We start from the raw sequence: 24,693 nt of genomic DNA on the forward strand, positions 1-24,693 counted from the left end.
CCCGCTACGAAAAACGCGCCTACATCTACCTCGGCACCGTCACCCTCGCAGCCCTCACCATCTGGCTCCGAACATGATCCGAGAAACAGTCCCTAGCCGAGCCAGGGAACCAGGCGGCCAGGGTGACCAGAGGGTTGAAGTGCGCCGCGAGGCCGGGGGAGCGACGCGGAAATGGTGCTCGGGCACTTACCTGACGCTTTACCGGGCGTGGGCACCGGGCTGGGGTCGCAGGGCGTGGTGCGACAGCTCACTTTAGGGCATGGAATCCGTTCAGTCGCAACCCTCCGGAAGCCATGAAACCTGCAATTCGCAAATCCGCCAGAGGGCACAAAATTATTGAGTCCGCAAATCCGTCAGAGGGCATATATTCCGCTCGGCCGCAACGGCATTGACCACAAAATACAAGCTTGACGGCGTCGTGGAGTTTGCTTATGGTCCAGTCGTTCAGGTTCCCGCCGATCGATATCCGAAGGTGTTCATGACCGCGCCTCCAACGTTGCCGAAGTTCAGGCAGCAGTTGATTCTTGCTGTTCTTATGTTGTGTTCGCTGCTGATTTGGCTGGAAAATACTGTCCTGAGTACTACGCTCGAGACCCTTGCGGACCCGGTCCGTGGACTGGGGGCCAATCCCGGTCAACTGCAATGGGCGACCGGTTCGTACACTCTGGCCTTCGCCACCTTGATGTTCACGGCAGGCGCATTGGGCGATCGGTTCGGGCACCGGACTGTGTTTGCCACTGGGTTGGTGATCTTCGCCGGGTCGTCGCTGTGGGCGGCGTATGCCAGCGATGCGGGCCAGCTGATTGCGGCTCGAGCTGCGATGGGGGCGGGCAGCGCGCTGATCACGCCCGCCAACTTGGCCATCCTTATGTGGACCTTTACCGGCCCCACGCGGGCTGCCGCGATCAGCATTTTCTCGACGGCGGCCGGTGTGGGAATGGCGGCCGGCCCGGTGCTGGCTGGGTTCCTGCTCGATCATTTCTGGTGGGGCTCGGTCTTTCTGATCAATGTCCCGGTCGCGGCATCGGCGTTGGTCGGGCTCGCCGTGCTGGTTCCGAATTTCCGCAGCCCCACTCCGCGGCCATTGGACCCCGCTGGAATGTTGCTGTCGATCGGTGGGCTCGTGGCGTTGGCCTACGGGCTGATCCGGGCGGGGCAGGTGGCTGGCTGGAGTCGTACCGACGTCTGGGTGCCGATCGTTGTCGGTCTGGTTCTGCTGGCCGTTTTCGTACTCGTCGAACTGCGTGTCAAGGCGCCCAGCTTTGATCCTCGGCTGCTCGCGCAACGCGCATTCGGTGGCGGCAATGTGGCGCTCGGATTGCTGCTCTTTGCTGTGGCCGCCATTACCTTCTATAACGCGTTCTATCTGCAAGGCGCGCTCGGATTTTCGCCGATGAAGGCGGGTTTGGCCAATATCCCTACCGCATTGGGTGCGCTCGCGGGGGCGCTCCTTGCCCCGCGCCTGGTTCGCCTCCTGTCGCTGCGTCTTGTCACCGTGCCGGCGCTGACCGTGGCTGCGCTGACCATGGGCGGGTACGGGTTCCTCGGACTCGAAACTCCTCTCGTCTGGATCGAGATCCTGTTGTTGGTACAGGGGCTGTCGATCGGCATGGTGATCGGCCCTGTTACGGCCGCGTTGATCAGCAACTTGCCGTTGGAACAGGCCGGTGCAGGATCGGCCGTCACCAACACCGTGCGACAAACCGGCAGTGTGATCGGAATCGCAGTAGGCGGCACGATCATGTCGATCATGTACCGACGCGCGATCGAACCTTCGTTGGAGGGTGCACCCGGTCCGGTGCAGGATCAGGCGCGAGTTTCCGCCGAACAGGCCCGCCATGTCGCCACCGCTATCCACCGGCCCACTCTTGCTCAGGCTGCGGATCATGCGTTTATCCACGCTATGCACGTCGGCGCGGGCTGGATCGCGGTCGTCGCACTCCTCGGAGCCGCTGTGCTGCTGATTACCTTGCCTGCCGTCGGAAAGAAGAAGGGTCCGCTATCGGAGCCGGAGTGCGAAGAGGTCCGCAGTTCCGTCTGAGAGTGTGAGGGCACAACCCAGGCTCAGGCCCAGGGCCCCGGGGAGAGACACGTTCGCCCGGGTTGATCACGGGATGCGGTGAAGGGTCGGGACGGCCTCGCCGCCATGAACCGTACGGCCCGGCCGCCCGGGACGGTCAGCTTGGTCACGTCAGCGGAGCGGAGGACGGATCCCTCCAGGGACTGGCGGCCCGTTTCGGCGTGAGCCAGGGCCGGGGTTCAGGAGCCGGGCCGACCGGTCCGTCGAGCGGTGGGCCGGCCCGTGGCGCTCGGCCACCGCACGCCAAGTGGGCCGTCCCACCGATCAGGTTCACGTGCACGGTCTGCACACGCGCCCTGGTCGGCCTCACACCGAGAACTCGCGTATCACCGTGTTGCGGAACACCGCGCTGCCGCGATCGTGAACAGTGCGAGCCGAGTATCCAGCGGGTAGGGGAAAACCTGACGGGTGTGCACATAGCGGCCGTCGTCGACGAACATCTCCACCGGGGTGCGGTCCACCAGGATGCGCAGCTCGGCCTCCAGTTGAGGCGCTCTCCGGACGGTGGTCGGTGCACGTCGACGCCGAGATCTACGACAACTACGCCTACCTCAACCGGCGCAACACGGTGAACGCCGACACCTCCGGAAGATGGCAGGAAAGGGACCTCATGACGACCGGGGTGTGGTGGCGGCGGACATGGTCGGCGTCTTCGCCGAAGGTGACGTCCTTTGGTCCAGTGGACGGTGTTCTCGCGAGCGACTCGGTGTACTCAGCGGCGCTCGGCCTCTCGGACGGCCTTCGACAAAGCCGTCTCCACCAGACGCCGCAGGTTGGCCGGCACGCCGTCCGGGTCTGGCTCGGCTTGCATGACGCGGAAGGCCACTGCTTCGGGCGGCGCCCCTGCGGAAGGGCAGACGTCCAGACGGCAGAAGATCGTCGGCCGCTTCGGCCGCGTTCTCGCCGGTCACGACGGGGACCTGGCCGCTGGGTCGGTTTCGACTGACGTGCGCTCGTTGACCAGTGGACACAGTGTTGTGGCCCGACTGGCCCCGGGTCTGCCAGGGGACGACTCGGACCCCGTCGGCCGACGGGCCCCAGCGGAAGAAGGCAGCACACGCCGTGGTCCTCGCGCAGGGCATCGAACCCTTCGGCGTCGATCGACCACCAGCCGGATAAGCCATCAAAATCGGGTCGGGCAGCTCGGTCCGACGGTGCCCCGAGCTGCCGGGCCGACGGGCTGCACGGGTGAGTGATGGTGCTCGGAATCGGACCTCAGCACGGCCAGCGCATTCGCCACGCCCACGACGCTGAACGGTCGGCGCTCAAAGTCAGGCTCTGATCGTTTTCATGCATCTTCAGGACGCTCGATCCGAGCGCCGGCCGTCACTCGGCGTAAGGACCTCCCTCTCCCCTCACGCGCTCTCTTCGCTGAGGCGGTCGACCGCCCACGGCAGAAGCTCTCTGGCAACCGCGAGGCTGAACGGCCGCATCAGCGAGCGGAGTTCGGCGGTCGCGGCAGGGCCGAGCGTGAGGTAGGGCAGGACTGCCAGCCTGTCCGTGGTGTGCTCGATCTCCGCCCTGAGCCGCGCCCCCTCCTCGGTCGGAGCAAGGTGGGGCCCTTCGTCGAGCCACCCACGCTCGCGCAGATTCCGCACGGCTTGCTCCCATTGCTCCGGCGTCCATGCCCGTGAGCCGCGCAGCACATCTGCGTCTATCTCCCCTGTGGCGGCGTGCGTGACAAGAGCCTCGATCCCGCTCAGTCCGGCAGTCAGCAGTGCCGCCACGTGACCGTCGCCGCGGAACTCCCGTAGCAGTGTCTGAGCGTGCCAGAGTACGAGATGGGGCGCGCTCGGCCACGGCAGTGCCGCGTGCGCGGCGAAGAGCGGGCGGCCTTGTGGGTGGCGCAACGTCACCTCAGCCGCGCTGCGGGCCAATTCGGCGGCGCGAGCCAGCGCCGGCGAGGAGATGTCCGCACCGAGGATGCGGCGGAGCGTGGCGTCGATCCCGGCTATCCGTGCGGCGACGAACCGCTGCGGCGTGGCGGCTTCCCATGCCGCGGGTATGACTCGGCGCACCAGTTGAGGATTGAAGTTGTAGAACGTGGCGATGACCAGATCCGCCGGAGCAGCGCCGAGCGCGGCGGAACGGGACGCGAAATACCCCGTCCGGGCGTCCACGCCCAACGCGGCGTACTGATCTGCGGCTTCGGGCGAGAAGTAGACAGCTCCGTGATACGGCTCGAGAGTTCTCCAGGTCCTGCGCGCAAGGGCCAGGCTGTCGCGGTTCTCGTTCTGCGTCATGAGCGGCTCTCCATCCAGTGGTGGATGACACGTTGTGTTGATCGAGCACGCGACGGCGCATGGAGTACACCCAGACGTACCGTCTGGTCGGTATGTTATCGGAGAGCGGCTCCGGCGACTACTGCCCTGCAACCACTTCTGGGCCCCCGTTCACGGAGACTACGCACCACGCACCCACCTCTCCCGCGAGAACGCCCGAGCGGTTCGCACCTCGACGTCGAGGAAGACGTAATCCGCAAAGCTCAACGGGCCTCGATCGGCTCGGTCCTGGAGGCGCAGGTAGGGGGAAGCGCATGTCGACGTCGTGTTTCCCAGCCCAGGAGCATGGGTGGACGATCAAGCCGTGATGTCCCGTGCCGGGTTGGGAACCCCGAACATCCGGGCCATTGCGGCGAGTTCCATCCCGCTCTGGCTGCGCGTGATCGATGCCGTGCAACGATCGTTGCTGAACACGAGGAGGAGCCAGTGAGGTTGCGCAACGTATCGCCGCACGATGTCGACGCCTATGTCCAGATGCGGTGTGATGCCGACATGATGGCCGACCTCGGTGGCCCCCAGTCCCGCGAGGAGATGCCGGCCAAGGTGCGCCGGGATGCCGAGCAGGCGGCTGCCGACCTTGCTTGGTTCAAGATGATCGTCCCCGATCCGGCCACTCCCGAGGTGGTGGCCGGGACAGTCACCCTCTGGTCCCACCACACCGATGACGGACCGATCTCCGAGATCGGCTGGATGGTTCTACCCCGGTTCCAAGGGCAAGGGCTGGGCAAGCGCGCCGTCCGCGCTCTCCTGGACCGAGCCCGGGACGAGAACCGTTGGGGAGTCGTGCACGCCTTTCCGACAACGGACAACGCCGCCTCGAACGGCATTTGCCGCTCGGTCGGCTTCCGGTTCGTCTCAGAGACCGACATGACCTTCGCCGGGCAGATCTTCAAGACCAACCACTGGTCCGTGGACCCCAGGACGGACCTGATCTGACGGGATCATCGCGACCGAACCGGCGTCGCGCCTTTCACGTCACAGGATCGTTGGTCTGGTGTGTCGTTGTGTGATACCCAACGGGCCATCTCGCAAAGCAAGTTCCTACCGGCCCGCTGACCGCCGAGTCCGCGAAGTGCGGCTGGGAAGTCGCAACGCAGCAGCCTGCTGACCGAGGAAGGGACAGGGCTGCACTCTGCTTGCTTCCGGATGCAGCAACGGCGGGACCGGCACGTCCACGACAGGTCGGCAACACGCGCGGGACCCCGCGTCGACGTCCAGGGTTCTCAGTAGACGATGGAGACGATCTGGCAGACCGCTTCGGCAAGCCGGCGCTCTCCCTCGATGCGGGCAAGGGAGAGGGCAGTGCCGGGGCCGATACCGCGGGTGCACAATCGCCAGGCAGCCTCTGGGTCCAGCGCCACCGATGCTGTCGGCCGACCCCTGGGTGCTTCGGCCAGTGACCAGCGGTCTGCGGTGGCGGTCACGGTCCATACGCCGCCGCCTGGCCCATCGACGGTCACCTGGACTTGTGTCCCGAGGGGGGCCGACACGTCGCGCAGTGTGTGGGGCAGGGCCCGCATGAAGGTGTCCAGGGCCGTGGACAGGGCCTGGGGCTCCGGGTCCGTGCCCCGGCCTGTGGCATGGCGGACCTGCTGGCGGTGAGTCCAGTACTCGGTGAACTCCCGGGCGACGTCCAACCACCTCGGCGCCGGGTCGGCCCCTGCCCAGGAAACCCCCAGGCCTGTGACTTCGAGGTCGACGGTCTCGAAGTGACGGCTGACCTGGGCGCCGGCCTGTTCCAGCGCAGTGATGAGCTGGTCGGGGCTGCGATCGGCGTGGAGGTCGACCCACTCTTGGTTGGCGCGATGGATGAACGCTTCCAGCGTCTCGCCGTGAGCGAAAGCCCGCTCGCATCCAGCTGTAGTCCAGCCGAGACGACCGTGGTAGTCGCCAAGGATGTGGGCGGCGAGATCGTGCACGCTCCAACCGGGGACCGCCGTCTCGCGCCATTCCGCAGGCCGCAGAGCCCGTAGCTCGTCGAGAAGGGAGGCCGACTCCGGCCTGAACAGAGGGCGAGCGTCGATCGGCTTGCCGAGCCAGGAGAGGTCGGAGACGCCATTGAGCTGGGGACTCATGGCCCAAGCCTGACAGCCTGAGGACCCGGTCTGCCAGCAAATACTGTCTTCCTGCAGAGGCGGAGAACTCGCGCGCTGGGCGAGTCAGGTGGAGTCGGACGTTGTCCCAAGCCGGCACGATCGGGTCGCCGAACCGAGTGCGAGCGCCCCGGCACAGCGTGGAAAGTTCGCGGAGGTTCTTATATGGGTAAACTAAATAAAAGATATGAAATGGCGTGATCAGGATGCATGTTGCACCGGTGCACTTCCGATCGTTCGTCAGGGTTTCCTTGCCCAGGGGTATCGGGCTGTCCCGTATCGGGGTGCAATGGTGGGAGTCAGGCCCTTCCGTACCCACACGGTCAGAAGAGGCGCGCAATGGATCCATGGCTGATCTGGTTGATCATCGCAGCCGTGCTGGCTGCGGCGGAGATCTTCACCCTTACTGCCGCGCTCGGGTTGCTGAGTGCGGCCGCGCTGGTCACGGCGGGGTCCGCCGCGGTCGGGCTGCCCCTGCCGCTTCAGTTCTTGGTGTTCACCGTCATCGCTACCGTCACCGTGCTGTTCGTGCGCCCCATCGCGCTCCGCCACGTCCTCCAGCCCCAAGCGGCGCGGTTCGGCGTGGACGCGCTGGTCGGCAAGGCCGCCTATGTCGTCTCGGAGGTGACGGGCCTGGGCGGCCGGGTCCGCATCGACGGTGAGGAGTGGACGGCCCGCGCCTTCGACGAGACGCTGGTGATTCCTCCTGGAAAGACCGTCGATGTCATGGAGATCAGCGGCGCCACCGCGATCGTCTATCCCCGGGACTGAAACATGGAAACCTCGGCGTTCCTCATTGCCGGCCTGATCGTCGCGTTGGTCGCGGTTTTCACCGTGGTGCGGGCGGTCCGTATCGTGCCCCAGGCACGCGCTCGTAATGTCGAGCGACTGGGCCGGTACCACCGGACCCTGAATCCCGGCCTCAGCCTTGTCATCCCCTACATCGACCGTGTTCATCCGGTGATCGATCTGCGAGAACAGGTCGTGTCCTTCAAACCGCAGCCCGTCATCACCGAGGACAACCTGGTCGTCGAGATCGACACCGTTCTGTACTTCCAGGTCACCGACCCACGGGCAGCTTTCTACGAGATCGCGAATTTCCTTCAGGCGGTCGAACAGCTCACCGTCACCACCTTGCGCAATGTCGTGGGATCCATGGACCTCGAAAAGACACTCACCTCACGGGACACCATCAACAGCCAGCTCCGCGGCGTGTTGGACGAGGCCACCGGCAAGTGGGGCCTGAGGGTCAACCGGGTGGAGATCAAGGCCATCGACCCTCCGCAGTCCATCAAGGACGCGATGCAGAAGCAGATGCGAGCCGAACGGGACAAGCGAGCCGCGATTCTCGGCGCCGAGGGGCAGCGCCAGTCGCAGATCCTCACCGCCGAAGGCGACAAACAGGCAGCCGTCCTGCGTGCGGAGGGCAACCGCACCGCTGCCATCCTCCAGGCCGAGGGCCAGTCCCGGGCCATCGACGAGGTGTTCCAGGCCGTCCATCGCAACGACCCCGACCCCAAACTGCTCGCGTACCAGTACCTCCAGACGCTGCCTCAACTCGCGCAAGGCCCGGGCAACAATTTCTGGGTGATCCCCAGCGAGATCACCTCCGCGCTCCAGAGCATGTCCCGCGCCTTCACCGAGGTGCTGCCGCAGTCGCCGGCCACCCGCGAGAAGCCCCCGGACGACATGATTGCCCAGGCCGCCAGCGACAAGGCTCAGGCGGAAGAGGCCGCTGCCGCGGCCCTCGCCGACGCAGCCGAGGCCGAGGGCGTCACTGCCGATGGCCGCCCGCCCCACCCGCCTCGCTGATGGCGAGCGGCGGCTCGAGTGCACTCTGCGGAGCCCCGGGTCGAGACGTTGATGCTCTCGGTGCCCGCTGCTTCGGTTGCAAGAGCTCATGCAGGCGCCATCGCGATCGGCCGTGTGGTTCTGCGCTGCCGGCGGTCAGCATCACGGATTGCTGCCCGTCTCCGCCGCGAAGAGCACGGGGTCGCTGGCGAACCCTCGGGCCGCCGCGTGAAACTCCCACGCTGCGGAGGTATCCCGGGTGAACTCCGCGACGGTTGGCCGACCCCGCCGGTTGAAGCAAGTCGCCTTGTTTCGACGGTGCATAACCTTCGTCGTCAGCCGATCGGCGAGCTGACCGTTGAGGACATGCGTCTGCTGATCGGGCAGGACGTGGGACTGGGCTATCTCCTGCCTCTTGCGCTGGAGGTGCTGCGCGACGATCCGATGGCCGAGGGCGACATGTACGAGGGCGATCTGCTGGCCGCCGTTGTGACGAGAAGCCCAGCCGTCTGGAACGAGTGGCCCGAGCTCGGCCGGGAGCTGGGCGTGATCGTCTCGGAGCTGACCGATCTGCCGCCGTCCTTGATGCAGGAGACCGGGAGATTCCTGGCCCGATAGGTGCTCGGGGCGGCCGTTGTGATCGCATCTCCTGTGAGGGCGGCTGCCGCACGAGGAAGGGCGGTCCCGGCCGCTTCGCGGGGCAGCCGCGCGTCAGACGGCGAACCATGATGCCGATCATCGCCCAGCGGATCATCGTCTCGGAGCAGGCAGGACGTCCGGAGATTCGAGCCGGTGCGGCCTCAGGGGGAGGCTTTCAGTCGCGTTCTGCCTGCGGGAGGCATGCCGTTGCTGCGCAGCTGTGCTCTCTGCGTGTCCTATGCGATCTTCTGTACCTTTCATGCACTTGAAGGGGAGGGGCTGATTCCTGCCCGTATGGCGAGGCAAACGGTGGGAACCGCACGGATTCATGTGCGATTCCTGTGTCAGTTTGTGTGCACCTGGTGACCACGGGGGTCGCCGGGGTCGTCTTTCAGGTGGGGGAAGTCCATGTACACGCGTGCCTTCGGCATGCCCTTTCGGCGTGCCCGCAAAAGATCAGCCGCTCTCGCCGTCTCGGCGATGATGGTCTCCGCGGCGCTGGCCTTGTCGGCACTGCCGGCCGCCGCGGTCGCCGACGACACCAAGCCCACTTCGGTCTGGGGCCCGGACAGCCCCGACTTCGAAATGCCGGCAGTGAAAGTCGGCCCGAACCGGCCCGTGAAGACTGAGCCATCGCAGAATCCGACCGACGAGGTGTACGCGCCCTGGCTGCGGGAGCAGCGCGAACACGCCAAGGGCACACCGTCCGAGAAGGCCGAGTCCCGTAGCGGCGCGGCGGGCACCTCGGTGACGTCGCTGGTGCCGGAGGGGCAGGGCGACGTCCCCTGGCACCGGTACACCAGCTTCGCCATCACCGATGCTCTGACGGCGAAGGTCGATTACTCGACCGGCAACCTGATGCTGACGGCCACCGACTTCGACATCGCCGGCGTGGGGCAGCGCCTGACGCTGGCGCGGACGTACAACTCGCTGGACGCGCCGTGGGGGAAGGTCTCGCAGCGCTGGTGGCAGCAGTACGAGCGCTACCTGTCCCTGTCCTCCACCGAGGCGGTCTTCTACGACGCCTCCGGCGCCACGGTCCGCTTCACCAAGAACAGCGACGGCTCCTTCACCACGCCGAAGGGCTACTCGCAGGACCTGAAGAAGAACACCGACGGCACCTACACGCTGACGAAGTGGAAGTCAGGGGCGACGGACACCTTTGACGCCAACGGCACGCTGACGAAGGTCACCGACCGCAACAAGGGCACGGTCACCGTCACCCAGCACGACGAGGGCGGCGAGCACAAGGGCTTCAAGCTGTCCGAGACGCGCTCCGGGCGCTGGATCGACCTGCTGAAGACGGACGCCTCGCAGTGGCAGGCGAAGGACAACACCGGCCGCACCGCCGTGTTCAACCTCGACAGCGCCGGCAACCTGGCCATCACCACGGACACCGAGGGCAAGACGGTCACCTTCCGCTACGACACCTCGGGCCGTATCGACAAGATCACCACCGCGGAGGGGCGGGTGACGGTCTTCACCTACGACGACGCCAACCGCGTCACCTCCATGTTGCGTGGCACCGGCTTCAACAGTGACGGCCACACCGGTCCGACCTACACCTACAGCTACACCAGCGACTCCGCGACCGCTGCCAGCACGACCACCGTCACCGACCCGGAGACGCACGCCGCGAAGTACGCGCACGATGGCGACGGCCAGGTCACCGAGGTGACCGACGCGCTCGGCCACAAGCGGTCCACCAAGTTCGACGCCAACCACAACATCGACACCGCCACCGACGCGATGGGCTCCGGCACCACCCCGGGCAACGTCACCGACTACGGCTTCGACACCCGCAACAACCTCAAGACCGCCACCCTGCCTACCGGTGGGGCGACGGTCAACAACTGGCAGACCATCGCCGGCGGCGACGTACCCAAGGACTCCACCAACCCCGACGGTGAGAAAACCGCCTTCACCTACGACACGGCCGGCAACACCAAGACGGTCGCGCAGACCGGCACCGGCGGCGGCAGCGTCTCCTACGACTACAACCCCGCCACCGCCGGCTGCGGCGGCTTCGAGGGTCAGCGCTGCGCGCAGAAGACGAAGATGACCTCCTCCAAGACGGTGGAGACGGACTTCCACTACGACGCCAAGGGCAACCTGGAATGGGCCAAGGCCCCGGCGCCACTGGGGAAGACGACGTACACCTATGACGACCTGGGCCGCACCAGGACCGTCACCGACGCCCGTGGCGTCACGGTCACCTACACATACGACAACCGCGACCGTATCCGCACCGTCACCTCACCGAACACGGTGAAGGTCGAGTACTGGTACGACGGTGACGGCAACCTCAGGCAGCGCTCCGACAACACCGGCACCATCTCCTACGAGTTCGACCCGCTGCAGCGCGAGACGGTCCGCCACCTCCAGGACGGCTCCCAGACCCTGCTGGCCTACACGGCGGCCGGCAACGTCGACTACTACCAGGACCCGGCCGGCACGGTCGACTACACCTGGAACGAGGTCAACAAGCTCAAGGAGCTCAAAGACCCACAGGGCCGGGTCACTTCGTACACGTACAACAACAACGACGTCCGCAGGACGACCACATACCCCGGCGGCACGGCCCAGACGGTCGAGGTCGACAAGTCCAGCCGGCCGCAGTCCATCAAGGTCACCTCAGACCAGGGCACCCTGGTGAACCTGGCCTACACCTACGGATACGGCACCAACAGCGCCACCGACGGCAGCAAGATCCGCACCAGCACCGACAGCGTCACCGGGCTGAAGCGGACGTACAGCTACGACGGGGCGGGCCGCTTCTCCTACGCCAAGGAGGAGAAGGCGGGCGCGATCGCCGACTCCTGGCAGTACTGCTACGACCTGGCCGGCAACCTCACCTCCCAGGGCACCGACCCCGGCTGCCCGCGCGGCACCACCTACACCTACAACGACGCTCAGCAGCTGACGAACAAGTCCACTTCCACGGGCACTTGGTCCTACGACGCCATCGGCAACGAGACCGCCGCCGCCTCCACCGACGACTACATCCGCACTGGCGAGACCTGGACCGACCACTCGCAGATGACGTCGATCACCGTCGACAGCAAGACGTATGGGGGCCAGTACGGCTCCACCGACCAGAGTGAACGCATCAAGCTCGGCGACACGTTCTTCCACAACGGTCCGCTGGGCCTGTCCGCGAAGACGACCGACGGTGTGGACATGGGCTTCAACCGGGAACCCGGGGGCACGTTGAACTCCATGACGACCGGGGGCAAGACGTACTTCTACCTCACCGACGCGATCGGCAGCGTGATCGGGCTGGCGGACGAGGACGGCAACAAGGTCGACACCTACACCTACAGCCCTCGCGGCGTGCGCATCCCGGCCCAGTCCGCCGAACCGGTCGACCAGCCCTACCGCTTCGCCGGCAACTACCAGGACCCCACCGGCCTCTACCACCTGCGGGCCCGCTACTACGACGCCAACATAGGCCGCTTCACCCAGCCCGACCCCTCGGGCAAGGAACAGAACCCGTACCTGTACGCCGAAGGCGACCCCGTCAACCGCATCGACCCCAACGGATTGCTCAGCCTGGGAAGCATCGGGGACGGACTCGGCGTCGCGACCATCCTCTACGAGGGATTCACCGGCGGACCGGGCGCGGCTGAGAAAGCGACCGCAGCCATGATCGCGGACATCGGTATCACGGGGCTCTGCGAAGCCGGAGCCGCGGCGTTCACCGGACCGGGTGCTGTCCCGGCGCTCCCCTACTGCATGGCCATCGGCACGGCCGCAGGCACTTACATCGGTGCCACCTACAAGAGCTGACGAACGGACCGATCGTGCTTGCCGGAGCAGGCGTTGTCCTGCTCCGGCACCCGCGGTTTCGAACAGGGAGAATGAGATGATCCAACCGGGAAGAGGGCGCCAGATCCTACTCTTCGGAGTGCTAGCTCTCGTCTGCGGTGCACTTATCCTGGCAATCTCCTCCGGGGGCCCGGCGGGCACATTCGGATGGCTGCTCATTGCGGGTGGAGCTCTTTGCGTGCCTGTGAGTCTGATCAGCAAAAAGAAGGGGCAGAGATGATGTGGTCCTTTTCTGCCCCGCCGTTGCTGCGAGATGGGCAATCGGCGCTCTTGTTCACCGTCGGATTTATCGTGCTGGTAGGAGTCGCTATCTTCTTCTTCAGCAAGAGGAATAGGTGAAGTGGGGGGAGAGGACGACCGCGTCGTAGGTGCGGTGGTCGATGCGGATGCCGCGTGCGGTGATGGCCTGCCAGCGCACCGGCAGCAGTTCGAGGTAGTCGCTGCCGCTCAGCGGGAGGGGCACGTGGCCGGCGACGGCGATGAGGGCGGCCCACACCTGGTTCGGGGTGAGCGCCTTCTTGGGCAGGGTGGGGTGGCGCAGGCCTTCGTGAAGGCGGTGGTGGTAATGGATCAGCCGTCCAGCAGGTCCTGCGGCTGGGCGACGCTGAAGCAGGCCTCGGTTTCGGCCTCCGGTCCGCGGCGGGTGACGTCCGAGCCGGTGTAGCCGGGCAGGTGCTGGCACAGCAGGGCGTTGATGGTGCCGAAGGTGCGCTCGACGATGCCTTTCGCGGTGGGGGCGTGGGGCGGGGTGGGCTGGACGCTGATGCCGAGGGTCTCGCAGGCGGCGCTGAACGCCGTGGACAACCCCACCCACACCAGCACCCGCCCCTCACCGCCCCGGGCGGCACCACCTCAGCTCACCACAGGATTCCCGGCCCGGTGGGTAGCACGACTTCCCCCTCTGCACACCCCCTCGCCCCCTGGAGAAGCAGGAAGGCGAAGGGGACGGGTAGGGGTGGGTGCGCGGTCGGGGGATCGGGGCGGCTGGGTGTGTTGTACGCGGGCGTTGCCGGGCCCTGCGCTAGAAGGTCAGGTTCCAGGCGTCGATCCTGCCTGTGTCGGAAGCGGCGTTGTCGTTGACGCGCAGTTTCCAGGTGCCGTTCGCGACCTCCGAGGAGGCGTTCACGGTGTAGCTCTGGGCGATGTTGTCGGCGCTGCCGCCGGCGTGGTTGTGCAGCGTGTAGACGGTGCCGTCCGGCGCCACCAGGTCGACCTTCAGGTCACCGATGTAGGTGTGCTTGATGTCCACACCCACCTTGAGGGTGGCCGGGGCGTTGCCGGTCACGCCGGTTACGGCGATCGGGCTCTCCACGGTCGCGTTGTCGTTGATGGCGAAGTCCGCGAGGTTCTCGAAGTACTTGCCGGGCGGCGGGGTGGTCCCGACGGCCTTGAGGGCGTCGACCTGTCCTTCGCCGAAGAACGAGTTGTTGGCCGTCGTGCCCGTGCAGCGGCTGTCCGAGGGGCAGGCGATGTCGTTGGCCTGGGCGGCCAGTTTGGCGCGGATCTGCGCCGGGGTGATGCCCGGGTTGGCGCTGGCGATGAGTGCCGCCACGCCGACCACGTGCGGGGTGGCCATCGAAGTGCCGCTCTTGCTGCCGTAGCCGCCGCCGGGGACGGTGGAATATACGTTGCTGCCCGGTGCCGCGACGTCGATGACGCCCTGCCCGTAGTTGGAGAACGAGGCCTTGGTGACGCCCGTGCCGTTGGCCGCGACTGTGACCACGCCCGGCAGCTCGGTCGGGATGTCGAGGCAGGCGTTGGTGATGGTGCGGGTGACCGGCGTCGAGTCGTTCGGGCTCGCGGAGTCGGTCGTCTTGTGGGCGAGATCGTAGTTCTCGTTGCCCGCGGCGGCGATCTGGAGAGAGCCCTTGCCCTCGGCGTACTCCTGGGCGCGCTTGACGCCCTCGATGATGGCGGCCTGGTCGATGTTGTCCGGGCAGTTGAACTGCCACGGGTCCGTGTAATAGCTGTTATTGGTGACCTTGAAGCCGTGGTCACCGGCCCAGACGAAGCCGCAGATGGTGTTCTCGGCAAAGAAGAAGGACTTGCCCGGCTCGGCGACCCGGACCGCGGAGATCTTCACCCCGGGGGCCACGCCGATGACGCCCTTGCCGTTCTTGGCCGCGGCGATGGTGCCCGCTACATGGGTGCCGTGTGTGTCGACGTCCCGCCAGGCGCCGGGACGGGTGTCGGGCTTGCCGTAGGCGCAGGAGACCGAGTCGGCCGCGTTAAAGTTGGGCGCCAGGTCCTGGTGCTGGTCGTCCACACCGGTGTCCAGGATGCCGACCGTGACGGAGGCGGAGCCTGGGTTCACGGCCCAGGCCTGGTCGGCCTTGATCTGGCTCATGTCGGCCCGGACCGGTTCTCCGGCCGGGGTCGAGGCCTGGGCCGGATTGGCCGGGAGCGCCGGGTTGTAGGCGTCGGCCGGGACGTCCGAGGTGCGCGTGGCGCCGACCTGCTGCACGCCGGCGACGCCGCGCATGGTGGCGGCGAATCCGCTGGATGCCGAGTGGGCGACGATCACGCCGATGGCGTCGAAGTTCGAGAAGACGGTGCCGCCGTTGGCCGCGATCGCGGAGCGGACCGCCGAGCTGTCACCGGGGGCGGTGATCACGAGGTAGGCACGCGTGCCGGCCACCCAGGTCGCACTCTGGGACGCCGGCACGGCGGCCGGAGCGTGGGCCTTGGCGGCCGGCGCGGTGGAGGAGTCGACGGGGAGCGTGCCCGCGAGAGCGCCCGGGGCGCCGAACGCGAGGGCTGCGCCGAGCGTGGCCGCCAGCACCAGCGTGCGTCTAGGTCGGCTGGATATGTGGGGTATCAATGCGTCCTCCGGAGACGGCCCGGCCGTGCTGAGGGCACCGGCGGGCCGTACGAAACGAGTGGTGGATGCAAGATGTCAGGCACGTGCTCCTGTACGGAAGTACCTTTCCGTACAGGGACGTTATAGGGGCATGGCTGAAAAGAGACGTACGCCGTGCATCGGAGATGGGGATCCACCGGGAGTTCGGCGACATCGACCGCGCCCTGGCGTACGCCGCCGGTCTGGTGCCGGCCGTGCTGCCCGCACCAGAGCGCCGGACCCGCGCGGCGACCGACACCGCCCGCGCCCTGGCGGCCGTCGCAGCGTGGTCCACCACCATGGGGCTCAGCCCAGCGCGGCCTTCACCCCGCCCAGCCATTCGAGCACCAGCCGGATCCACCCGTTCTCGGGCGCCCTCTTCGCGTGCGGGGTGACGATGCCGGTGATGAAGTTGGCGACCCGGTGCGGCTGTGAGCGGAACACCGCCCGCTCGTACGCGATCCACACCGCGCTCCGGTCCGACAGCTGAAGGCCCTCGCTTCGGCTGAGGGTCGGGCGGGGCCGGGATACGAGAGCTCACGGGTGATGAACCGGCCGAGGCAGAACTGCGCCGTCTCGTCGCCGACCACTACCAGCGGTTTCTGCAGGGGCAGGCACCGCCCCAAGCATCCGATCTTGCAGCGTTTGTGGCAGCGCTGCCGATCGAGAGTTCGTAACGCGCATCCATCATCCGGTGCCATGCCTGCGAATCAGAAAGCGAGTCTGTGGTCGCAGATGAGGGTGCAGGCGATGCTGTTGAAGGCCAGGAAGTGCTCGGCCTTGCGCTCGTAGCGGCGGCGCAATCGGCGGCAGCCAGCGAGCCAGGACATCGTGCGACCAGGACAGCCGGATAGGGACAGCGACCCCGTGGCGACCGCGGCCCGGGCCGATCAGTGCGACCGCCAGAAGCAGTAGGACCTGGGCTGACGCCAAGAATCAGCTCGGGAGGAGCCCTTGCCTGCCTTGATCCGGTGACCGAGGATGACGGGATGTCAACCCGGACCGTGCCACCCCCGCGCGTCGCGCGCGCCGCAGAGAAGGCCGGTCTCGGAACCTTCGCGGACCGGCATGACCGCCGTACGCCGACGTGGCGGCTGGCCGCCGAGGTGGCTCTGCTCCTGCCGGTGGTGATCCTGCTCTTTGCGGCGAAGACCGGGCGGCCGGACGGCGCGTGGGGCTGGCTGACCCTGCTGGTGGGGATCGTGGCCATGGGCGTCGTGGTGTGGCGAGTCTCGCCGCTGTTCACCCACGATGCGGTACCGGAGCACGCACCGGCCCGGGACTTCGGCAGACTCGCGGTGTACGCGGCCCTGCTCGGCGGCTACCTGGCCTGGCAGCGGCACCTCGGATGGCCGGACGGTTCGTTCGGCAGCCGGCTGACCGTGGTCGCTGTGACCGCCGCCGTGCCGGTCCTCGTGATCGCCTTCGACATTCTCTTCCTGGCCTACGCGCCCTGGTACACGTACGACTTCGGCTTGGTGCTGGGCGATTCGTGGGGCGGCCGACGGCGGGTGATCCGCTATGCCGACGTCACGGTCCTGCGCTACGCGGAGTGGACGAAGAGCTGGAAGATTCCCAGCCCCGTCCCCGGTGCGGCCCCGTACCGCCGCTACGCCGAGCACCACTGGCACCGCCTCCGCATACGGGGCGGGCGGAACCTGCGCTTCAAGTCGAGCGGTCTCGACGACGTGTACGACGACCTCAGTGGAGCGGTCTGTAGCGGCGTCGCCGGGGAGCAGGTCGACGGTGTTCTGGCGACGATCGTGGGCGGCGGGGAGGCCGCGTTCGGACCGATCACGGTGGACCGGGACACCATAAGGGCGGGCTCGGTCTCCGTGCCCTGGGAGAAGGTCAGGTACATCCAATTCAGTGAGCGCAAACTGCTGGTCGAGACGACCGACGGCTCACCGGGCCTGGCCTTCCCCGCCCACCGTGTCCCGAACGCCGTGACCCTGGGGCCGCTCAACTGGCAGCTGCAATCGAGGCGTCAGGTGCAGGACGACCGCAGGAAGGGGCGTGAGGAGCGCGAGGAGCGTGGGAAGCGTGGGAAGCGGGCCCGCCGCAGGAAGCGCAAGTGAAGCCGCACGGAGCAAGGGCCCTGGTGGAGACCGACCCCTCAACCAGGGCCCGACCGCCGTACGGCCACCGCTCCTTCGCCTCCTCCAGCACCGTCCGCCCGATCAGCGCGTACCGGGACGGGTCGCGCCGCTTGAAGTACTGGGCGTACCCGATGCCCGCGGCCGCGACCAGCGCCACCAGCCACGGCGTCGCCTTCAGGACCAGCGAGCCGGACTCCGTGCCGGCCGCCACGCCCATGTGGGAGACCAGCGGGACGACTACCGCGAGCATGGCCACCCCGCCGATGAGCGGGGCGGCGAAAGTGTTCTTCACCGTCTGAGGCGTCGTCAGAACCTACGCCAGCCGCGCCTGGGTGATGCCGGCTTCCGCCCGCAGCCGCGTCCGCTCCTCCGGGAGCGGGAGTTGTGGCTCCTCGTTCAGCAGGGCGTCGACCGGCGGGGCCGGCGGCGGCCGTCGTGCGTATGCGGGTCAGTACTTCTTGCCTGGGGCTCGTCGCGGACCACCCGCCGGCCTTGCGGCCACTTCTCCGAATGGTGAGCGCCTGGTATTTCGTGATCCGGTCGGAGGGCAGCGTGACGGGCTCACGGGTCGTGGCATCGACCGGCTGCCACTGCGAGACGTCCAGGCAGTTGGAGAGCGTCACCCTCGGCGTCTTGTTGTCCAGCTCGGTCTTGGTGACCACCGCACGGGCCGTCCGGCTCGGTCGCGGGGGAGCGCAGGTACATCATCTCGACCTTTCCCACTCCCTGGCTGCTCACGGCAACCCGATTGCTGCCTCTTGCATGTCAACTCACCATGGGGTGGTCCCCGCAGGGTCAAGTATGGCTTTCGGCCGACCTGTTGAAGCGGGTCGGGAACCGGCTGTCAGTGGTCCTCGGTGGGCCAAGCCTGCAGCCGCGCGCCGATCATCGCGCTCACGGGCATCGAGGCAGCCGCTGCGCCGGACCGTCGCGCCGCACGACGGCGCGGTGCGCAGGTCGCCGAATTGGGCTTCGTGATCCAGGCGGGGCACTTGAGCAGGGTGCCGCAGCAGCATCCCCGTCAGACGGTGACGGTGCACCGGTCGGCATCGGCTGCCCCGGAGGGGGCGACCGGAGGGTCGCGGCGGGCACGTCTGTTCACGCGGTGTGCCTGGCGAGCGAGTCCGGCCAGGCGCGTTCGCGCAGCAGGCGCAGGCCGTTGAGGCCGACGATGACGGTGGAGCCCTCGTGGCCCGCGACGCCGAGCGGCAGCGGGAGCGTGCCCATGAGGTCCCAGGCCGTGAGCACGGTGATGAAGATCCCGGCGATGACCAGGTTCTGGATCACGAGGCGGCGGGCCCTGCGGGACAGTTCCACGACGCCGGCGATGGTGGCGAGCTCGTCGCGGACGACGACGGCGTCGGCGGTCTCCAGGGCGAGGTCGCAGCCGGCCTTGCCCATCGCGATGCCGGTGTGGGCGGTGGCCAGGGCAGGGGCGTCGTTGACGCCGTCACCGACGACCAGGACCCGGCGGCCCTCGGCTTCCCATGCCTGGACCGCGGCGACCTTGTCCTGAGGGAGGAGGCCGGCGCGGACGTCGGTGATACCGACCTCGGCGGCCAGCTGTCGGGCGGCGCGTTCGTTGTCGCCCGTCAGGAGGACCGGCGGGCGGCCGGTGAGGGCGCTGAGGGCGGCGACCGTGGCCTTCGCATCAGGGCGGAGTCGGTCGGAGATACCCAGCACCCCGGCCAGGACGCCGTCGCGCAGGACGACTACCGCGGTGCGGCCCTGGTCTTCGAGCCCCTTCACCAGGTTGCCGGTCTTCGCGCCGACGGTTGCGCTGAGGCGGGCCGGCGATCCGACCTGAACGGTGTGGCCGTCGACGGTGGCGGTGACACCGGAGCCGGGTTCGGAGGTGAAGCCGGCCGGTTCGGCCAGGGTCAGGCCTCGTTCGCGGGCGGCCTGGACGACGGCGCGGGCCAGCGGGTGCTCGCTGGGGTGCTCGGCGGCCGCAGCCAACGCCAGCAAGGTGTTCTCGTCGAGGCCGGAGCCGGGTGCGGGGCGCACGTCGGTGACGAGGGGGGTGCCTTCGGTGAGGGTGCCGGTCTTGTCCAGGGCGACGGCGTCGACCTGGCCCAGGCGCTCCATCACGACGGCGGACTTCGCGAGGACCCCATGACGGCCCGCGTTGGCGATCGCGGACAGCAGCGGCGGCATCGTGGACAGCACCACCGCGCACGGCGAGGCGACGATCATGAACGTCATCGCGCGGAGGAGAGCCGACCGCAGTTCGTCGCCCAAGGCCAGCGGGATCGCGAACACGGCCAGCGTCGCGATCACCATGCCGATCGAGTACCGCTGCTCGATCTTCTCGATGAACAGCTGGGTGGGGGCCTTGGTCCGGGAGGCTTCCTCGACCATCTTCACGATCTGCGCGATCACCCAGTCCGACGGATCCCGCTCGAGGCGCACCCACAGTGCGCCTATGCCGTTGACGGTGCCCGCGAACACCTCGTCCCCGTCCCGCTTGGTCACCGGCAGGGGCTCGCCGGTGATGGTGGCCTGGTCGACGTCGGACACCCCGTCGACCACCTGCCCGTCGGCGGCGATCCGCTCGCCGGGCCGCACCAGGATGGTGTCACCGATGCTGAGGGAGCCGGCAGGAACCGTCTCTTCCCCACCGCCGGGCAGGAGACGGGTCGCCGTGGCCGGGGCGAGGTCGAGCAGGCCGCGGACCGAGTCGGCGGTGCGGGCTGTGGCGACCGCCTCCAGCGCGCCGGACGTGGCGAAGATGACGATCAGCAGTGCCCCGTCAAGAACTTGCCCGATGGCGGCCGCGCCGAGCGCGGCGACCACCATCAGCAGATCCACGTCCAAGGCCTTGTCCTTCAGGGCCTTCAGCCCCTCCCACCCCGGTTCCCAGCCGCCTGTGATGTAGACGGCGGCGTACAGCGGGGCCCACATCCACACCGCGGCGCCGAAGAGATCCAGCGGGAGGGCGATCAGGAACAGGATCAGCGCGGCCAGCGCCCACCGGGCCTCCGGCAGCGCCAGCATCCGCGTCCGGCGCCGCGGGAGTGCCGGACGCGGCCCGGCAGCGGGCGGCGCGGGCCGCTGGTCGAGCACTGAAGACATGACAGAACAACCCTTCACGGGCGGACTGGGGCAACAGCTTCACCATACAGGAACATCTGAATAGGTCTTCAGGTGTCATGGGTATGCTGTCCGTATGGGCCACGGAAGCGGTACCGCCAGCAACGCCACCCCGCGCGAGCGCCTCGACGCGGTCGGTACCGCCGACGTCGCGGCCACCCTCCAGGCCCTCGCCACCCCCTCGCGGCTGCACATCCTGGCCCGGCTTCAGGAAGGCCCTTGCTCGGTGGGTGACCTCGCCGAGGCCGTCGGGATGGAAGCGTCCGCCTGCTCCCACCAACTGCGCCTGCTGCGCAACCTCGGACTGGTCACCGGCGAGCGCCATGGGCGCTCGATCATCTACGCGCTCTACGACAACCACGTCGCCGAGCTCCTTGACCAGGCCCTGTACCACGTGGAGCACCTGCGGATGGGCGTTCGTGACGTGCCCGCCGTCGTGCCCGAACCCGCCGTCGCCGACTGACTTCGCCGGCGATCACCCGCTCGCCACGTTGCTCCGGACGCCGGAAGCGGCATGGATCGAGGAGATCACCGGAACTGCCGTGCGCACGGACTGTTGCAGCAGCACATGGCAAGTGATCGGCAGCCCCGCTGTCGCCACAGTGACCGCAGTGCCGGAGCGAGGAACGCCGCGGTGGTGTGAGGTGGCATCCGCTGAGGCAGGCGCCACCTCAGACCCGCAGCCTGGCCCTCAACTGCTGGGGCCCACCGTCGCGTTGTCCACGTTCTGCGACTCCACTGTCCTCCCCGGTACCAGGACGGCCAGTGTGCTGCGTGCTTCGTGCCGGAGCGTACGGCGCCGGGCGAAGGTCGCAGTAAGGGCGAGGATCGAGACCGTTCCCCCGTAGAACACGGCAGCCACCGTGGAGAGCAGCCCGACCGTCATCGGGTACGCACCTTTCTTCCCCCGTCAGGGCCGCCCGGCTTACAGCCCGAGGCGGGCGTTGATGCGCTTCGTCTCCACAGTACGCGCGCCGTCAAGACCCCTGCGCGGCCTGGCCGACCCACCCATGTCGGACGACGGTCTCGATCTCCTCGGGCCCCGACCTCCGGGCCCGGTCAAGCCCGTGCGCATAGCGTTCCTCGCCGAACCCCCGCCTGCGGGGAGCACGCTTACGGCACCAGCGCCGCCAGTGCCAGCCGGTCACCAGCGCGGGCATTCACGTCGCGTCTTGTCATCATCGGCAACTGCCTTACGCGCACGGTGCGGTACCACCCCGATTCGGCACCGCGCGCACGACCGAGCCCGTCGGCCGGCCCCGACCACGCCGCGAACCACCGGAGTTCGACCAGGTCACGATGCGACGCCCGGAACCTCGGCAAGGGCCAGAGACGGTGTTCCGCAGGGAGCGCTCCAGGTGCCGCTTGTGCGTCGGTGGCTCAGGTCAGGGGGAGTTGCATGATCGTCAGGTCGAGCCATCGGCCGAATTTCGTGCCGACCTCCGGCACCGTGCCCGCGTGGCGGAACCCGAAGCGTTCGTGCAGCCGGATCGACGAGGTGTTCTCCGCCTCGATGCCGGCGATGACGACGTGGTGGCCGGCATCACGTGCCGCGGTGATGAGCGCGGCGAGCAGTGCGGAGCCGACGCCGAGCCCGTGCCGGCCGTCGCGGACGTAGACCGAGTCCTCCACCGTGTGGCGAAATCCGTCCAGCTGTCGCCAAGGGCCGTAGACCGCGAAACCGGCGACCTCGCCGTCGGCCTCGGCCACGAACGCCGATCCGCGCTCCAGATGGGCGGCCAGCCAGGCCGTTCCTTCGGCGGGGGACTGCTGGGTCTGCGTCCACAGTGCCGTCGAGTGCTCGATCACGTGATTGCGGATCGCGCGGATGGCCCCGGCGTCATCGGGGTGTGCCGGACGAACTGTCACGGCAGCCCGGCTCGTCTCGTATATTGGATCCATGTCTAACATAGTAGATCCCTTGGTGGGGCAGATCGCAGCCCGTGTCCGCACCGAACGGGAACGTCGGCGGTGGACACTGGCCCAGCTCGCGGATGCCTCCGGTGTTTCGCAGGCCATGATCAGCCGGATCGAGCGCGGTGAGAGCAGTCCGACCGCCGTCGTCCTCGGGAAACTCTCGGCCGCCTTCCAGCTCAGCGTCTCCTCGCTTCTCGCTCTCGCCGAGCGAGCACAGGACGACGCCACGGACACGGTCGCCGCAGTGCACCGCCGGGACGACGCGGCTGAGTGGCGCGATCCCGCCACCGGCTATCAGCGCCGCCAGGTCACCGGCCCGCACTTCCCCGCGGAGATTGCCGAGATCCGCCTGCCGGCCGGCGCCCGGGTGCCGTATCCGGCCGCCGCGTTTGCCTTCGTACGCCAGGTCGTCTGGGTTCTCGACGGCCACCTGACCTTCCACGACGGCGACACCGTCCACGGACTCGACGCGGGCGACACCATCGAACTCGGCGAGCCCACCGAGCGCGTCTTCGCCAACACCACCGACACCGCGTGTCGCTACGCCGTCATCCTCACCCGCACGACACAGCCGTGACCCGCTCCCTTCCGCGAGGCGGCACGCTTCTCCTCGCCGTCATATCGGGAACGGCGATCGCGAACAACTACGCCATCCAGCCCGCGCTCCACACGGTCGCCGCCGACCTGGACGTTCCCCTGTCCGTGATCGGCCTCGTCCCGACCGCCGCGCTCGCCGGCTGCATGACCGGCTTCGCGCTCCTGCTTCCCCTCACCGACCACCTGGCCCCGCACCGCCTGGTCACCGCGCAGCTCACTGCCCTGGCCGCCGCTCTCGCCCTCGCCGCAGCCGCACCCGGCGCGGTCCTGCTCCTGGCCGCGTACCTGCTCATCGGCGCTGCCGCCAGCGTCGCGGCGCAGGCCGGCAATATCGCGGGCCGCCACGCCCCGCCCGGCCGCCGCGGAACGGATGTCGCCACGGTGGCCGCCGGCATGTCGGCCGGCATCCTTCTCAGCCGCTTGGCGGGAGGTGCACTCACCGAGATCCTCGGGTGGCAGCGGATGCTCCTTGCCTTCGCCGCCCTCGCCCTGCTCGGTTCGATCACCGCCCACATGTTCCTGCCCCGGCAGCGGCCCCGCTCGGAGCACAGCTACCGCTCCACTCTCGGCTCACTGCCCCCGCTCCTGTACCGGCACCCGCAACTGCGTCTGGCCGTGGCCACCGGCGGCCTGTGGTACTTCGCCTTCAACCTCGTCTGGGTCGCCCTGACCCTCGCTCTGGCCCAGCCGCCCTACTCCCTGGGGCCGACCGCCATCGGCCTGTACAGCCTGGCCGGACTCCTCGGCTTCGCCGCACTTCCCTTCACCGGACGCCTCACCGACCGCTATACCCCCCGAACCGTGATCTCCGTCGCCATACTGACCGCCGCCGCCGGAACCACCCTGCTGGCCACCGGCCTGAGCACCCCGTCGGCCACGGCGCTCGGGCTCGCCCTCTTCGACGCGGGCTGCTTCGCCGCTCAGGCCGCCAATCAGAGCCGCATCATCGCCCTCGACCCCCAGCGCTCCGGCAGCCTCAGCAGCGTCTATCTCGTGCTGTATTTCAGCATCGGCGCCATCGGCACCGCCCTCGCGGCACCTTTGCTCGACACGCTCGGCTGGCAGGGCACCACCCTCACCGCCCTCGCCGCGCTACTCCTCGCTGCCGCCCTGGGACTCGCCGGCCCCCGCAGATCCACCACGATCCGGCCCCGGGCCCACGCCGCCGACTAGCCGACAACAACCGGCTCCGGCGCGACAACCGCGACCCTTGTGGACAGCTCCAGCCCGCCCATGAGGGTGCGGGCGAAAGCTTTCGACCATGGCCGGAAGTGCGTCGTCCTCGGCACCCAGAGAGTGAGCGGGAGGGGGGCCCGCTGCACCAGGCCGCCCTTTTGTTCAATATTCACATTTACATTACAGTTACATCGCTTCCCCCTCGAGAGCGTCCTGACGCCGCATCTCGTCCGTTACGGTCATCTGGCGTTAACTGATC

Annotated in this window: 18 protein-coding genes and 4 pseudogenes; 11 read left to right on the forward strand and 11 right to left on the reverse strand. The window is 68.0% G+C overall.

The genetic code is table 11. The features are described 5' to 3' along the window. Positions 1 to 418: 418 nt before the first annotated feature. Positions 419 to 2,041 carry an MFS transporter gene (locus tag ACFVYS_RS21915; protein ID WP_389504365.1) on the forward strand — a complete coding sequence of 541 codons (1,623 nt, stop codon included), beginning with the start codon at positions 419 to 421 and terminating at the stop codon, positions 2,039 to 2,041. A 345-nt stretch (positions 2,042 to 2,386) separates the two neighbouring features. On the opposite strand, the pseudogene ACFVYS_RS21920 reads toward ACFVYS_RS21915, so the two are convergent. Then, positions 2,387 to 2,553: pseudogene (locus ACFVYS_RS21920) on the reverse strand (GH32 C-terminal domain-containing protein); the annotation flags it as partial. An 882-nt stretch (positions 2,554 to 3,435) separates the two neighbouring features. Further along, the gene (locus ACFVYS_RS21925) at positions 3,436 to 4,323 is read right to left on the reverse strand and encodes a hypothetical protein (protein WP_389504367.1); all 888 of its coding nucleotides are present in this window, start codon (positions 4,321 to 4,323) and stop codon (positions 3,436 to 3,438) included. Between the two features lie 328 nt (positions 4,324 to 4,651). Here ACFVYS_RS21925 and ACFVYS_RS21930 point away from each other — a divergent pair, with 328 nt between their 5' ends. Next, on the forward strand, positions 4,652 to 4,792 hold the full coding sequence (locus ACFVYS_RS21930) for a hypothetical protein (RefSeq protein ID WP_389504369.1): 141 nt from the start codon (positions 4,652 to 4,654) through the stop codon (positions 4,790 to 4,792). Further along, positions 4,789 to 5,298 (forward strand): GNAT family N-acetyltransferase, encoded by a 510-nt coding sequence (locus tag ACFVYS_RS21935; protein ID WP_389504371.1) that lies wholly within the window; start codon positions 4,789 to 4,791, stop codon positions 5,296 to 5,298. The genes ACFVYS_RS21930 and ACFVYS_RS21935 overlap by 4 nt, the downstream gene beginning before the upstream one ends. A gap of 287 nt (positions 5,299 to 5,585) precedes the next feature. On the opposite strand, the gene ACFVYS_RS21940 is transcribed toward ACFVYS_RS21935, so the two are convergent. Beyond that, a complete protein-coding gene (locus ACFVYS_RS21940) occupies positions 5,586 to 6,437 on the reverse strand; it encodes a maleylpyruvate isomerase family mycothiol-dependent enzyme (protein ID WP_389504372.1) in 852 nt (283 codons plus the stop codon). Positions 6,438 to 6,794: 357 nt separating this feature from the next. Between ACFVYS_RS21940 and ACFVYS_RS21945 the strand changes: the two genes are divergently transcribed. The 4 genes from ACFVYS_RS21945 (at position 6,795) to ACFVYS_RS21960 (ending at position 12,674) form a co-directional block, all read left to right on the forward strand. Beyond that, positions 6,795 to 7,226, forward strand: a complete 432-nt coding sequence (locus ACFVYS_RS21945) for an NfeD family protein (RefSeq protein WP_389504374.1) — start codon at positions 6,795 to 6,797, stop codon at positions 7,224 to 7,226. Positions 7,227 to 7,229: 3 nt separating this feature from the next. Further along, positions 7,230 to 8,267 carry an SPFH domain-containing protein gene (locus ACFVYS_RS21950; protein WP_389504376.1) on the forward strand — a complete coding sequence of 346 codons (1,038 nt, stop codon included), beginning with the start codon at positions 7,230 to 7,232 and terminating at the stop codon, positions 8,265 to 8,267. A 51-nt stretch (positions 8,268 to 8,318) separates the two neighbouring features. After that, on the forward strand, positions 8,319 to 8,864 hold the full coding sequence (locus tag ACFVYS_RS21955; protein WP_389504378.1) for a contact-dependent growth inhibition system immunity protein: 546 nt from the start codon (positions 8,319 to 8,321) through the stop codon (positions 8,862 to 8,864). A gap of 501 nt (positions 8,865 to 9,365) precedes the next feature. Next, complete coding sequence (locus ACFVYS_RS21960; RefSeq protein ID WP_389504622.1) at positions 9,366 to 12,674, forward strand: RHS repeat-associated core domain-containing protein; 3,309 nt, start codon at positions 9,366 to 9,368, stop codon at positions 12,672 to 12,674. 379 nt (positions 12,675 to 13,053) lie between these two features. Here the strand turns inward: ACFVYS_RS21960 and ACFVYS_RS21965 are convergent. From ACFVYS_RS21965 to ACFVYS_RS21980, 4 genes and pseudogenes are all read right to left on the reverse strand, one after another. After that, a pseudogene (locus ACFVYS_RS21965) lies at positions 13,054 to 13,523 on the reverse strand (transposase); the annotation flags it as partial. A 211-nt stretch (positions 13,524 to 13,734) separates the two neighbouring features. After that, a complete protein-coding gene (locus ACFVYS_RS21970; RefSeq protein WP_389504380.1) occupies positions 13,735 to 15,495 on the reverse strand; it encodes a S8 family serine peptidase in 1,761 nt (586 codons plus the stop codon). Positions 15,496 to 15,858: 363 nt separating this feature from the next. Beyond that, positions 15,859 to 16,020 carry a hypothetical protein gene (locus ACFVYS_RS21975; RefSeq protein WP_389504382.1) on the reverse strand — a complete coding sequence of 54 codons (162 nt, stop codon included), beginning with the start codon at positions 16,018 to 16,020 and terminating at the stop codon, positions 15,859 to 15,861. A 242-nt stretch (positions 16,021 to 16,262) separates the two neighbouring features. Beyond that, a pseudogene (locus ACFVYS_RS21980) lies at positions 16,263 to 16,388 on the reverse strand (IS5/IS1182 family transposase); the annotation flags it as partial. 153 nt (positions 16,389 to 16,541) lie between these two features. Here ACFVYS_RS21980 and ACFVYS_RS21985 point away from each other — a divergent pair. Beyond that, positions 16,542 to 17,630 (forward strand): hypothetical protein, encoded by a 1,089-nt coding sequence (locus tag ACFVYS_RS21985; RefSeq protein ID WP_389504384.1) that lies wholly within the window; start codon positions 16,542 to 16,544, stop codon positions 17,628 to 17,630. Between the two features lie 67 nt (positions 17,631 to 17,697). On the opposite strand, the pseudogene ACFVYS_RS21990 reads toward ACFVYS_RS21985, so the two are convergent. Both ACFVYS_RS21990 and ACFVYS_RS21995 read right to left on the reverse strand, forming a co-directional pair. Beyond that, positions 17,698 to 17,934, reverse strand: a pseudogene (locus ACFVYS_RS21990) (amino acid permease); the annotation flags it as partial. A gap of 815 nt (positions 17,935 to 18,749) precedes the next feature. Next, on the reverse strand, positions 18,750 to 20,726 hold the full coding sequence (locus tag ACFVYS_RS21995; protein WP_389504386.1) for a heavy metal translocating P-type ATPase: 1,977 nt from the start codon (positions 20,724 to 20,726) through the stop codon (positions 18,750 to 18,752). A 94-nt stretch (positions 20,727 to 20,820) separates the two neighbouring features. Here ACFVYS_RS21995 and ACFVYS_RS22000 point away from each other — a divergent pair, with 94 nt between their 5' ends. Then, positions 20,821 to 21,207, forward strand: coding sequence for an ArsR/SmtB family transcription factor (locus ACFVYS_RS22000; protein ID WP_389504387.1), 387 nt, complete (start codon positions 20,821 to 20,823; stop codon positions 21,205 to 21,207). A gap of 228 nt (positions 21,208 to 21,435) precedes the next feature. On the opposite strand, the gene ACFVYS_RS22005 is transcribed toward ACFVYS_RS22000, so the two are convergent. Together ACFVYS_RS22005 and ACFVYS_RS22010 are read right to left on the reverse strand one after the other, a co-directional pair. Then, positions 21,436 to 21,630, reverse strand: a complete 195-nt coding sequence (locus tag ACFVYS_RS22005; RefSeq protein ID WP_389504389.1) for a hypothetical protein — start codon at positions 21,628 to 21,630, stop codon at positions 21,436 to 21,438. Between the two features lie 494 nt (positions 21,631 to 22,124). Beyond that, the gene (locus tag ACFVYS_RS22010; protein ID WP_389504391.1) at positions 22,125 to 22,646 is read right to left on the reverse strand and encodes a GNAT family N-acetyltransferase; all 522 of its coding nucleotides are present in this window, start codon (positions 22,644 to 22,646) and stop codon (positions 22,125 to 22,127) included. Here ACFVYS_RS22010 and ACFVYS_RS22015 point away from each other — a divergent pair. Further along, entirely contained in the window at positions 22,645 to 23,238 is a 594-nt protein-coding gene (locus tag ACFVYS_RS22015) for a helix-turn-helix domain-containing protein (protein WP_389504393.1), read from the forward strand. The two genes, ACFVYS_RS22010 and ACFVYS_RS22015, sit on opposite strands and share 2 nt — an antisense overlap. Further along, positions 23,235 to 24,431 (forward strand): MFS transporter, encoded by a 1,197-nt coding sequence (locus ACFVYS_RS22020; RefSeq protein WP_389504395.1) that lies wholly within the window; start codon positions 23,235 to 23,237, stop codon positions 24,429 to 24,431. The genes ACFVYS_RS22015 and ACFVYS_RS22020 overlap by 4 nt, the downstream gene beginning before the upstream one ends. Positions 24,432 to 24,693: the final 262 nt, after the last annotated feature.

The sequence above is a fragment of the Streptomyces sp. NPDC058295 genome, from assembly GCF_042880655.1.
Classification (GTDB): Bacteria; Actinomycetota; Actinomycetes; order Streptomycetales; family Streptomycetaceae; genus Streptomyces; species Streptomyces coriariae.